General features: G+C 55.7%; 10 protein-coding genes. 6 read left to right on the top strand and 4 right to left on the bottom strand.

Annotation, left to right across the window (positions count from 1 at the left end; genetic code table 11):
• Positions 1-37: 37 nt before the first annotated feature.
• Positions 38-1,249 carry a DegT/DnrJ/EryC1/StrS family aminotransferase gene (locus tag F758_RS0136810; protein WP_024512531.1) on the bottom strand — a complete coding sequence of 404 codons (1,212 nt, stop codon included), beginning with the start codon at positions 1,247-1,249 and terminating at the stop codon, positions 38-40.
• A 97-nt stretch (positions 1,250-1,346) separates the two neighbouring features.
• Complete coding sequence (locus F758_RS53545; protein WP_502689207.1) at positions 1,347-1,499, bottom strand: hypothetical protein; 153 nt, start codon at positions 1,497-1,499, stop codon at positions 1,347-1,349.
• A 235-nt stretch (positions 1,500-1,734) separates the two neighbouring features.
• Between F758_RS53545 and F758_RS0136805 the strand changes: the two genes are divergently transcribed.
• Entirely contained in the window at positions 1,735-3,483 is a 1,749-nt protein-coding gene (locus F758_RS0136805; RefSeq protein ID WP_024512530.1) for a Wzz/FepE/Etk N-terminal domain-containing protein, read from the top strand.
• Here F758_RS0136805 and F758_RS0136800 read toward each other — a convergent pair.
• Complete coding sequence (locus tag F758_RS0136800; protein WP_024512529.1) at positions 3,453-4,811, bottom strand: polysaccharide biosynthesis/export family protein; 1,359 nt, start codon at positions 4,809-4,811, stop codon at positions 3,453-3,455. The two genes, F758_RS0136805 and F758_RS0136800, sit on opposite strands and share 31 nt — an antisense overlap.
• Positions 4,812-5,420: 609 nt before the next feature.
• Between F758_RS0136800 and F758_RS48650 the strand changes: the two genes are divergently transcribed.
• Both F758_RS48650 and F758_RS48645 read left to right on the top strand, forming a co-directional pair.
• The gene (locus F758_RS48650; protein WP_084305962.1) at positions 5,421-7,097 is read left to right on the top strand and encodes a GMC oxidoreductase; all 1,677 of its coding nucleotides are present in this window, start codon (positions 5,421-5,423) and stop codon (positions 7,095-7,097) included.
• Positions 7,094-8,059 carry an aldo/keto reductase gene (locus tag F758_RS48645; RefSeq protein ID WP_084305960.1) on the top strand — a complete coding sequence of 322 codons (966 nt, stop codon included), beginning with the start codon at positions 7,094-7,096 and terminating at the stop codon, positions 8,057-8,059. Before F758_RS48650 ends, F758_RS48645 begins: the two co-directional genes overlap by 4 nt.
• Positions 8,060-8,100: 41 nt before the next feature.
• On the opposite strand, the gene F758_RS0136770 is transcribed toward F758_RS48645, so the two are convergent.
• Positions 8,101-8,817, bottom strand: coding sequence for an FkbM family methyltransferase (locus tag F758_RS0136770; protein WP_024512528.1), 717 nt, complete (start codon positions 8,815-8,817; stop codon positions 8,101-8,103).
• 636 nt (positions 8,818-9,453) lie between these two features.
• Between F758_RS0136770 and F758_RS0136765 the strand changes: the two genes are divergently transcribed.
• From F758_RS0136765 to F758_RS0136750, 3 genes are all read left to right on the top strand, one after another.
• Positions 9,454-10,635, top strand: coding sequence for a hypothetical protein (locus F758_RS0136765; RefSeq protein ID WP_157450338.1), 1,182 nt, complete (start codon positions 9,454-9,456; stop codon positions 10,633-10,635).
• 172 nt (positions 10,636-10,807) lie between these two features.
• The gene (locus F758_RS46845) at positions 10,808-11,884 is read left to right on the top strand and encodes a glycosyltransferase (RefSeq protein WP_198026651.1); all 1,077 of its coding nucleotides are present in this window, start codon (positions 10,808-10,810) and stop codon (positions 11,882-11,884) included.
• A gap of 349 nt (positions 11,885-12,233) precedes the next feature.
• Positions 12,234-12,493: helix-turn-helix domain-containing protein (locus F758_RS0136750; RefSeq protein ID WP_024506404.1), on the top strand; the 260-nt coding region annotated here is incomplete at its 3' end.

The raw sequence follows: 12,493 nt of genomic DNA, 5'->3' as shown, positions 1-12,493 counted from the left end.
GACTGCACGTTCAGACCCACAATCACAAGATACGGGTTCACTGGCTCGGGATCAACGTCAGCAGAAACTGACTGAGTCTTTCAGCATATGCGGGCGTCACACGCGTGTGCGTTGGCAGGGTGATGATAGACCGCACCAGCTCCGAAACATGACCGGTACGTCCTGGTAGATCAGTGAAGCCTTCCATTTCATGGACATTCGGATAAAGCGATAGGGCTACGTCATAGTTGCTGGCTATCAAAGCCCTGTAGACCTTATCTCGCATGTCGCGACCGACGATGATCGGGTAGTTGACGAAACCAGCTTCCGCGCGACGTTCTTCAGCGGTCTCGGGCGATACACTAATCTTGCGAAAATGACGATCATAAACGGCGGCGATCGAGCGGCGGTGAGCAACTATTTCAGCGACAACGCTGAATTTTCGCCTCCACTCACCTAAGGCAGCGAGGGCGGGCCGGCTAATAATGGTGTCGTCCAGGCTAGCTGTCTCAACGCGCGACAACGGAGGGATGTCGACAATTTTACCCGAAGCAATATTTCTGCGCCGCAGCGGAAAAAGCAACGGAAACACCAACCGACTCGTCAACAACCTGTATGTTAGAACTCTTTTTGCTTGGTATTGATACTGCCGGAAGCTTAGCCGTGGCCAGGTTCCAACTTCAGCTTCAATAGCTGTTGCAATTGCTCCAGGAGGCATGGCTATCGCTCCGCCCCAAAAAAAGTTCAGTATCTTAAATCCCGAAAAGCTGAATACGCTTGCATCGCTGACGGTACCGATTGGTTGGCCTTCGATACTGGCGCCCAAAGATATGGCGCAATCATCGAAGAACTTCACGCCTTTGGAGCGACAGAAGTCGGCTATCGCCTTCGTGTCTGCCTGGGGCACGTGATAGTGAGTGACCAGAACACACGCTGTCTGCTCATCAACGAGCGATCTGAGGTGGCCCAAATCAACGTTCGTCGAATTGGGACGAAAATCTACGAAAACTGGCTCGCCCCCACCAAACCTCACCATGTTAATGACGTCAGGGATAGTGTACGGGCACATAATTACCTTGCGCCGCGCTTCCGTAACGACCTGTTTCACCAACAAGAAGATTCCGGAGCGGGCTCGTCCTAACGGCACTACGACGCTTGCTCGGCCAAGTAGATCGTTCAGCTTAGATCGAAAGTCTTGATCAGCGTCGTGGTCAGACCGATACCAGCAAGAGATATATCCAATTTGATAAATGATTTGATGCGGTATCATTGCTGTCTTGACCTCGTGCAATCCGCTTTGCGTTGATTCCAATCCAACAGCTGCAGTGATCAGTCTCCGAGGCGAAGCTTTTTTCCAGCAAACTATCTTAACACGGCGCTTGCCCGCATCGTTGGATAGATGGGCGAAGAGCTGCCATCACGAACATCACAGTCGGATTCGATCCACCGCCAGTTCGAAGTGTTGCGATCGAAACGACGCTAAGATTGGGCACTCCAAACATTCGCAGATCGCCGTCCACAACACCTTTACTTACATCTGCTACTTACATCTGCGCCCGCTCGAACTGTCCCTCGGACGGGAAAGATGCCTCCCCTTGAATAAGGAGGGCGGATTTGACATCCTCATCTGGATAAAGTTCGATTATGGCCAGCTGAGCAAGCCCCCTGTTCCAGGCGCTCGATTGCAGGACATCGGAACATAAGGGCGCTAGTACCGTTTCGGCTCCAGATGTTGCGACGCGAAAGTCGGCAGCTGTGCTCGACGAGGTGGAACAATCGCCTGCTGTTTCGGCGGCCGAGATCGTCACATCCGGCACCGCATTCGTCCGCCGCAACCTCCGACTAATCCTGGCATTTCTCGCCCTTACTATCGGATTATCAGTCCTCTACCTCTTGTTCGCTACCCCCCGCTTCACCGCGGAAGCCATTTTATACATCGAGAAACCGCAAATCCGCCCTGTTCAGCTCGAGCCTGCGGGTAGCGACAATTCTGTCGATTCTAAAACGGTCGACAGCCAGGTCGAGATTTTGAAAGCAGATGCAATTGCAATGTCAGTTGTCAAAGCCCTCCAACTGGCGAAAAATGCGGCTTTTATTGGCGCGAGGACCGCGGGTTTGACTGCCGAACAGGACGCCATGCGCGTCCTGCGACGAAATCTCTCCGTGGCGCGTGTCGGCCTTTCGGCGGTCATCAAGATCAACTTTACTGATTCTGATCCCGGGCAAGCCGCCCGAATTGCGAATGCCGTTGCCAGCGCGTACATCGAAAACCGGATCAATGCCACAAACCATGCCGCAGAGACCGCGGCCAACTGGTTGGAAGGTCGTCTTCATGACCTTCAGAAGAGGGCGGCCGATGCAGAGAAGCAAGTCCAGGAATTTCAAGCAAAGAATGAAGTTGAGGAGCAGGCAAAGCTGAGCGAGCTTCGGGCAACGGCAAGGATCTACCGAACGCTCTACGATAGCTTTCTCCAACGGTATGCCGAAGCCGGGCAGCAGCAGTCGTTCCAATTTGCCGAGGGTCAAGTCGTCAGCCCAGCTTTGCCGCCGGCGTTCAAGAGCAAGCCGAATGCGCTTTTCGTGTTGCCGATCGCTGTATTCGGCGGCCTTTGCATCGGTCTTGGGGTCGCGGCCTGGGTGGAATTGTCGGATCGGACGTTTCGCACGCCCGAGCAGGTTGCAGATTACCTCAAGACCGACTGTCTCGGCGCACTCGAATGGATTCAAAAGCCGTATTGGCGACCTCTGGGCTTGCGCGCGCCGCTTTGGAACAAAGCAGCGCATCCCAAACTCATACGATCGGACGGCCTGTTCTCGTATGTGCTAAAGAATCCGACGTCGCATTTCGCTGAAACAATCCGCGCGATAAAGCTCTCGTGCGATCTTCTCCCGGAACACCCATCGAGGATTGTCGGATTTACGTCCGCGCTTGAGGGGGAAGGCAAGTCGACCCTGGCTGCGAATTTCACGCAGCTCCTATCGCGTGCAGGATGCAGAGTCCTGCTCGTTGATGCGGACTTCCGCAAGAGGACGCTGTCACGCTCGATGACACCGCGTGCCCTGAAGGGCTGGTGCGACTTGGCCCTGGGGCGCGCCACCGACGGGGAAGTCCTCCGGACCGGTGGCGCGAGTAAAATGCATTTCTTCCCCCTCTTGGAAATGCCCGAGCCGTTCGAGTCGATCGAATTTCTGGCATCTGAGAGCGTCCGCACGATGTTTGAAGGGCTTCGACGCCAGTACGACTATATCGTTGTTGATTTGCCCTCGCTTGCGTCAACTATCGATGTTCGGGCTTCAACCGTGACGATCGATGCCTATGTCCTGGTAGTGGAATGGGGCAAGACCTCGACCGAGACGGTGCAATGCGCTTTGGCGTCAGCCCAGGGCGTGCAGCACAAGTTGCTCGGTGCGGTTTTAAACAAGACTGACCTTCGTTTAATGCAACATTATAGACCGCACCACCAAAATGAGTGCTATTTCCGTGCTCCGGCGGCTTCCTTTTGATCTTCGTCGCGCGCCGATGCGGGCGATCCAGAATCGGTAAATTTGGGTAGGCCTTCCAGTCGCAGCCGTACCTCGACAACGTCGCCGGGCATCAGTTTTGTCTCTTCGTCGGCAGTGATATTGCCCAACGTGTCGTTGTTATCTCTGTACACTTTGATAACCGGGTCGCCACCGGATCCGCGGGCGAGTTGAGATCGCACCACACCCGCATACAACAATTTGTCACCGACCGCCTGCAGTCGGGCCCGAATCGTGGCTAGTCGCACGTTGGCGTCCTGCAATTTTGCTAGCAGATTGTCCCGCCTCTGATCCTGCACGCGCTGCAGTCGTCTGGCGAACTCGCTCCGCTCGCGCTGCACCTGGTCCATCAGCGCGGTCGTCTGAAGCACCCGAGTGGCTGAAAACAGCATCATTCGGCGCGAGTCAGAGAGCCGTGTCATGGGCACCAGCCCTTTGGTAAAAGTGGCCTGGAGTTGCTTGAGCTCGGCAGCATCAGCGTCCGCGTCCGCCTGTTCCGTCTCTCGTTGATTCCGAAGCGTCGCGATCCGCCCCTCCTCCTCCCGGACGGCGTTCTCGAGATACTGCTTCTCCTTCTCATGATCAGAGTTGTCGACGCTGAGCCGTTGCGCTTCGACGTCCGCGATTGTCGAGGTCACCCCCGCTGGGAGCGGCAGATCGTTCAGTTTTAGTTGTCCAAGCGTGCTCTTAGCGTCCAGTTCGGCTTGAAAACGTGCAGCCTGGGCCCGCACCTTGGCAAATTCCGTCCACAGTTCGTAATAATCACCGCGAAAATCCGACGAGTCCAGAAAAGGGTCCCGTCCCCGGAACCGCATTGTGTCATAGCCGCCTGCAAGCGCGATGGCCTGGCGCACGGTCATTCCAGGGCGGTACGACTGAGTCCCTGGATTGGCGACATCGCCATTGAGGTATATCGGCCGGTATTCTGCCACGGTCAAAGTAACCTCATCAGGAGCTATCGTGACCACCTCCTCCTGCGAATTCGAGCGTCCCGGCCGATCTAGCTCGCGGGGACGAAAAGCCTTGGTTGAAAGTATCGACTTCACCTGTTTGCGCAATTCGGGCACGCTGAGGCCGGCCGCATTAATGTCTCCGATCAACGGAAATGAGATTTGACCATTCAGATCGATCATGGCCCGATGCCGCAAATCCGGAATTCCGACCGCGTCGATCTCAAGCACATCGCCGGGTGCCAGGAGGTACTCGCCGCGAGCCGTCACAGGGGCGAGCAGGACCACCATAATCATTGGGAGTGCCCAGAGCTGTGCGGCCGACCCAAACAGAGGCCTGAAGAAGCGCATTGCGTTCATCCTGTCCTCCACCGTGTTCCGGGGATGCCACCTGCTACAACGCGGCCCCGCCGGAGTTACTTTGTCAGAGTTCCATTAGAAGCACTCCGCGAAGCCGGCGCATCGGCTGTGGTCGATGCCCGACGTTAAGAGCTCGTCCAGCCGCCTGTGGAGTCCCTGGTCAGAGGGATTCATCCGCGTCATTACCTGCGGCACGTCCTGACTGAGATCCGACCGGACCGCAGTCGCGTGGCCATCTCGGATCGCGCGGTGATGCGGTGTCCATCGGTATGCTGGAAAACATGCACGCTCAACGCGACGACTGCCGGTCTTCTTCGGCAGAACACAGTTCCACACAATACACATAATATTATGCATTACCAATGCTCGATCTCCGGAACTCTTTTGTTTCCATACGCTGCGCAACGATCACTGCGGTCTGTCTACTAATAATGATGAGGGGCGCATTCTTCGCCATGCTCGCGCCAGCTGAGTTGTACGTGGCCCTGATCGCGAACTAGGCTCTTTGAGTGCAGGTCCTCTCCGCCGAACGCCAGGTGAGACTTCTGCACGTCGCTTGAAAATGCGAAAATTGCGGCTTAGCTGTCTTGCGCAACAAAGGCAGGGCTGATGTTTAGATCTTTCGCCGATCTTGCTTCACTTGCAAACTGTGACGCCTGCATTGTGGGCGGTGGACCGGCGGGGATCGCGGTTGCGCTTGCTTGCGAGGAGCGTGGGCTCTCGGTTCTGCTTCTGGAATCAGGAAAAGATAGAGTCGACGGTTTTTATGCTGGCCTTAGCACCGGACATGACATTGACTTAGAGACGCATGCGGCTCCGCATGTAGCCATCTGCCGTGCTCTTGGTGGAGCCTCGAAATGGTGGGGAGGCAGGTGCACGCCCCTCGACGAAATCGACTTTGCGAAACGAGCTTTCGTAGACTCGAACTGGCCTATCTCCCACACAGAACTGGCAATTTGCTACGATAAAGCCGCCGAGTTCTTTGGTATTGCGCCCGCAGATTTTATTTCCCCGGTTCAGCCATGGGGACGATTGGAGAGTGTGCGGTTTGAGGATTTGGAGCGATGGACGCCAGAGAGGGATGTAAGCAAGCGCCATCGGGACCGTCTCGCCAAGTCAAAAGGCATTGCATTAATTGCCGAAACGACCTTGACTGAAATTCACGTCTCAGAGGATGCTCGACACGTCAGCCGCTTGACCGTTCGCAGTCAGGAAAAATCGACCACCATCTCGCCCAAATACATCGTTCTCGCTTGCGGCGGTCTGGAAACAACACGCCTACTACTGTGGACGCAAAGCAGGCTCCCAAAACTCTTTGGAGGAGTCGACGGACCGTTAGGCCGGTATTATTCGGGCCATCTTTCCGGGAAAATTGCCAATCTTGTCCTGGTTGACCCCGCGCATTTTCCGGCCCACGACTATTTCCTCGATTCAGGCGTTTTCGTGCGCCGGCGGTTCACATTTCCTCCGGAGGTCCAACGACGCGAGGAGCTTCTCAACATCGCGCTTTACGCCGACAACCCACCGTTCCATTCTGCCGACCATCGCATCGGCATACTATCACTTGCTTGGCTTGCGCTAGCAACTCCGATCTTAGGACGCTTTCTTGCACCTGAAGGGATACGGATCAGTCATTTAGGTCCACTACCCTATCGGTGGTCTCAACATCTTAGAAATGTCGTGTCGCAGCCTTTGGCAACGTGCGTAAGCATTTTAAGCATTCTGAATCAAAGGTACTTCAGCGTTCCGAAGAAGCCAGGTTTTCTGTTGTACAACGCACGCGGGCGATACGCTCTTCACTACCATGCCGAGCAATCGCCAAGTCCGCAGTCGCGAGTCACCTTGAGCTCCAAGTTCGACGCGTTTGGGTTGCCGTACTTGAACGTCCGGCTCAGGTTTAGTGAAGCGGATGCGCGAAGCGTGGTGAGAGCTCATTCAATTCTTGACACGGCGTTGAGGCAATCAGGATTGGGCTATCTCGAATTCGGTGAAACCGAAGCGGAGTCTCGCGTTCAGTATGTGCTTCGCCACGCAAAGGATGGCTTTCATCAAATCGGAACCACCCGCATGGGCTTTGATCCTCAGCAAAGCATCGTGAATGCCGATTGTCGCACGCACGATCTTGAAAACCTGTACATCGCATCGAGTTCGGTGTTTTCTTCACCCGGCCAAGCCAGTCCAACATTTCCTACCGTGGCTCTGGGATTCAGATTGTCGGCTCACCTCGCAAGCCAAATAGCCAGAGAAAGGTTTGCGGCCAGCCACAAACGTCGTCTTGCGCCATGAGAGAGGTTTATTCCAAAGCGCTTGGGCGCAATGTGTCGGCAATAGGCTTCGGCTGTGCATCTCTCGGCTCTCGCATCTCGCCAAGCGGTGGTCGCCGTGCCGTAGATATGGCTCTCGAATATGGTGTGACGTGGTTTGACGTTGCGCCTTCATACGGAGATGGACAGGCTGAGGAGCTACTTGGCAGCTGCCTGCGAGGCCGGCGCGATCGAGTTGTCATTTGCACCAAAGTTGGCATTCCGCGTCCTCGCCTTTCGGTGTCAAAGCGCCTGTTACGGCCTTTGGCCCGAACTGTCGTATCTCGCGTTCCGGCCGCGCGTTCGGTTGTGAGGCGCGCTCATATGCTTCCTGCCCGTACAACCATTCATCCAGACCTCATCGAATCATCCCTTCTGCAGAGCCTACGATCATTGCGGACTGATCATGTTGACGTCTTGGCACTTCACGAGCCAACGCCGGAAGAGGCAGCAGATAAGCGCATTTTTGATGTACTCGAGCGGTTACTGGACCGCGGACTTATCCGAGCAATTTGCGTTGCCGGACCACCCGATAGCATTATCGCGTCGGTATCAAGACGCCTCCACGTTGACTATGCGCAGTTTCGCGATGCGCCGCATAATGGCGTCGCCATCAGATTGCGTTCCGAGCTGCCGCGCGATTATCGACCTCAGTTCGTCACGCATGGCGTATTCGGGACAGAGAACTCTAACGAAATATCCATGCTCTCGTCCCGAGCATCAGAAACTCTGAAGTTTTGGCTTCAAGAGTACGACCCACATGCAACGGAACTTGTAGCGGATCTGTTGTTGCATTTTGCGTTTTCTAACAATCCAGATGGTGTGGTCATAACATCGATGTTTAACGCGTGGCACATTGATCACAATTGCTCACTTGCAGCGAAACGCCCGACAGCGGATCTCGCAGCTAAGGTCTATTCACTGCTAAAGAACAGATATATCTGACCACCACCAAACGATGCGGTTCATCGTTTTAAGTCTGATCTTCATCGCTGATGCTCAAGCGTCGATTTTCTCAAGCCCGCAATATGGGACGCATCAGTCCAGGCTACCTGAAAACCGGCCTGCTGCAGAATTTTCTGAATTTCAGCTGGAGCAGTTCGCATTCCGCGCCGCGCGAGAGCAAGAAAATGAACTTCTACAAAGACCCCGCGTAATCCGGGATTCCCCAAGACTTTTGTCATGCCCTTCAGCACCTCGAGCTCGGCTCCTTCGACATCAATTTTTATAATCGCAGGTGCCTTGATGGAATACATTGAGTCGCCACGTTTCACCGGCGTTCGAATGGATGCGCTGCTCCCGGAATGAACAACTAAGCTGTCTGTAACGGTTGGGCCTCTCTCAGCCACATAGAAGTCGGCCTCTCCGTCGAAGTCAGATAATGCAATTTGCTGCAAAATGACATTCGGTTCCGTTGCAAACGACGACTGCAATTGCGCAAAAGCTCGAGGCGACGGTTCGAACGCAATGACCCTCCCGTCGCGACCCACGCGATCGGCAAATAGCCTGGTATATAGGCCGACGTTCGCACCTACGTCCCAGACAAGATCGCCTTCGCTTATTTTGGTCAGAAGTAAATCGCGAAACTTCCGTTCGTAGGCCTCGCTGAGAATCATTCTGTAAATCCTGACGATTGGACGAAGAATATGCAGTTGCTGCGCGAGTCCTCGAATTCGGATCAACAGCGGGTTTGCATAGTTCATGACAACCTCCCTATGTTGGGCGCACACGCAATGCAGCCTCGCCGCCGATCTCCAGGTCGGCGACTTTTTCTGCCGAACGTTCTTGCCGAACGCGAGTGTCAGGGCCGGTCGCCAACGTCTCCGTAGCGCTCGACATCCTCATTGTGCCAGCCGCTCCAGACTTACCTTGCACATGCCATCGTAACTCGTGGCTTGAATGACCGCGCCAGACGGCCATCGCACTTGCTGGCGGCTATGCTATAATACGGTTCGGGGGATGGGACGCTTTTCTAGACTCCCGCCTCCGTTTATATGCAGCCGGTTCCGGCTGAGGTCTGTCCCGTCGGTGGCGCGTGGCTCCATCGGACCAGCTCGGCCGCCAGATGACCCAATCGGTGTACCCCGGAAAAGCACATGCACGCTGCAGCGCAATCAAGCGCAACAACCGCGGGCCTTTTCGGCGGGGCGCATCTTCGCATACTGCTATCCGTTAGCACCCTACTCTCGATCTTCCTATCCATCCATCTTTGGGTCTCAGGACGGCTCTTGTTCCCCTATGCTGCGGCGTTCGCAACATCTCTCGCCCTAATCTGTCTCGAGTGGCGACGAATCTCAAAGGGAGTGGTCATCGCGGCGTGTCTCCTATTGGTGGCGACCGTGGCATTATTCGCTTTGTCGATTCCCTACGCGATCGAACCATCACGCCGGCTGCTCTCGTTGGTCCAGCTGTACGCGGCCCTCATCACGAACTACGGCCTTTTTCTCGGACTATCTTCGTTGAAATCACGTACGGCTTCCCGCCTGTTCCTATCCGTTGCTGTCATCGTTCTGGTACTTGCGACATTGGAGGTGCATTTCGGATTAAGACCGTTTGTCGACGAAATCCGGTCGGTGATTCATCAGGAGAATTACGATGATACAGCACGGGACTTGGAACTGTACGGCGCTGTGCGGCCGACCGTCTTTGCTTCGGAACCATCGCTCGTGGGCATCTTCTGGGGCCTGGCTCTATGCGGATGGCTACTTGCCGATGCGGATAGGTGGGGGGTCGGACGGCTTATTGTCACTTCATTGCTGACCGCCTCTGCGATCTTTGTGATTCGCTCGCCCACCATATTCTACGCCGTCGCTATTTGCGTGATCGGGCTGATCGTTCACCGATTGAGAAGAAGCCCGAATCCCGGCGCGCGATTGGCCAAATCGGCATTGCTGTTTGCCTGCTTCATCCTGGTCATCACGTCAACTTCACTGCTTATGCAAGCCGCCGACGAGTTCGGAGGAGTGATCGGGGATATAGTCAAAGGAGATAGTTTCTACTCTCGCCAGATTGGCCCGTACCGCCTTGCGTCCAGCATGGCTGATACCAGTCCTTTCTTTGGTTTCGGATTGGGAGGTGACGCAGAGATGACGCCTTACGCGATGGACGCGTTCGGGCCCGCCATCGAAAACATGCTGGCGGGCGTGAACGCTTTAGACGTGGACAGCGTTCCGGGCATGGCCATCAATTTCAGGGAGGGAAAAACAAGTCACCTGCTCACAAACTCGTTTTGGCAGTTTTGGATTTCCTTTGGCATTCTCGGCGGCGCCATCGTGGCTGCCGTCGTGGCGTTTGCGCTGGCGAAACTGGGCGTCCGCGAAATTGGTTTTGTGCTGCTCGGGGCGACACTTATGGGGCAAACCATGGGAGCCGTCGTGATCGCTCCGGCGTGGACGCCTATGTTTGTCATTGCGGCTTTTACGTTTCGTTGGACGAAGGCTCGCTATCCGCTAGCCAGCAGGTCGACCCGCAGCGCTTCCCAAGGCTTGCAATTAGGTGAGCGCTTGCAAACTAGCCGGTAATTTCGGACGCGACAATTTGGAGCGCGACATGGGCAGAACTGCCGCTGCGGAAATGAGCGGGCGATCCGCGCAAGCTGGTTCTTGCCGACCCCTCCGGCTCGCATTCCTTTGGGCATACTGGACCGGGTATATCGACGCGACCGTGCAATATCTTCGGTCCGAGCATCACGTAATGGTTTTTCGTGCGCGTCAGCAGGGACACGTCGGCATTTTAAATGATCAGTACAGGTTTGCCGACGACAGCTTCGGGCCGGTCGAGGCTGAATTGAGCTACGGCGCTGAAATCGATGTCGATGCCCTCGATCGTGCTCTCCGTAAATTCGAGCCGGACGGAATCATCGTTCTGTCGTGGCGCAGGGATGCGTACCGCCAGTTGATGAAGCGGTGGGCCGGGAGGGCCGTGCGCATCGTATGTCTCGACAGCCAATGGCGCGGCCATCTGGGAGCTCTCCTGAGCAGGAGGGAGTTGCCGCTTCTCCTAAAACAGTGGGGAGGGTTAGCTCTACGGCGATACTTCTTCCACTCGTTGTTTGATGGCGCCCTGCTCGCTGGTCCCAAGTATGTCGACGGTCAAAGAGGTCCTACTGCGCAGCGGACGAGACAAATGAACTTCGCGCTCAAAATGGGCTTTCGTCCGAACGACATTTGTGAGGGCTTTGCTGTTTGTGATTGGCATATGCTGACGCCCGAACGGCATCCCGCCAGCGCTCGCGAACGAAAGAGATTCCTGTTCCTGGGCCGTTATGCGACCGCGAAAGGCATTGCGATCCTGGTGAAGGCATATCGGTCATACAGGCGCCAGAGCCCTGAACCCTGGCCCCTGATCGTTGCTGGTGACGGGCCCCTCAAGCATCTTTTTTCCGGAGTGCCTGGAATCCGAGACATCGGATTCGTCCAGACGAAACAGCTGCCTGAGGTGCTGGCGGAAGCGGCGTGCCTTGTCCTGCCCAGCATTCTGGAACCGTGGGGCGTCGTGATCCAGGAGGCCGTCGCGGCCGGCCTCGGAGTAATCTGTACCGATGAATGCGGAGCCGGAGACGTGTTCGTGCAGCAAAACATCAACGGATTCATCGTGCCGACCGGTAATGTCGATGCGCTAGCAGGCGCCATGAGGATCTTTTCCGAATCCGAAGATTTTCTTGAGAGCGTTCCGAACGCGAGCATCGAGATGTCGAAACGGCTGCCGGCGTCGAGCTTTGCTGAAACTGTCATTCCGTTTATCCAGACAAAACGGCACTTCATCTCATGAGATTGTGTGTCAGGGGTGATGCGTCCGTTGCTGCGCTCAATCCGTCGACCATGCTGGCGCATGAGATAGCATTCCCCATGGACATTCTGTCGGCGAGCGACATTTTTGATCGTGCCCCGCGCGCTTAATCCGGTCTGAAGTTCGGTAAGCCGGCCTGGGCCGACGCCTAGCGCGTTCGCGGAACAAGCCGTGATCGAATTTTTGGACCCGCCAAAACCGAGAATTCGCGACTCGGTGCTGCCGTCGCGGCGAAAAGATTTAGAGCATGTTGTTTTTTACCGGAATCAAGATTCCCCTTTGGAGGGATTTCTGATTCAAGCTCCATGCTGGGGAACGGGGGCCAGCATGGATGACACGACCCTTTTCGGAAGACATTCGCGAGCGCGCTCTTGCTCGGGCTGACGCGGGCGAGACGGTTCGCTCGATTGCCGAAGCGCTTCAGATCAGTNCTTCCTGTGTGACGAAGTGGAAGAATCTGAGACGGGAGACCGGAAGCCTTTCACCCGGCAAGATCGGCGGTCACAAGAAGCCGGTCCTGTCCGGCGCCAATGCCGACTGGCTGCGCAAGCGCATTCGCTCAGGGCCATTCACCTTGCGCAAGCTGACGCG

Source organism: Bradyrhizobium sp. ARR65, from assembly GCF_000472385.1.
In the GTDB taxonomy this organism is placed as follows: domain Bacteria; phylum Pseudomonadota; class Alphaproteobacteria; order Rhizobiales; family Xanthobacteraceae; genus Bradyrhizobium.
The sequence above is the reverse complement of the archived record's forward strand: the minus strand, read 5'-3'. Positions and strand labels throughout refer to the sequence as shown.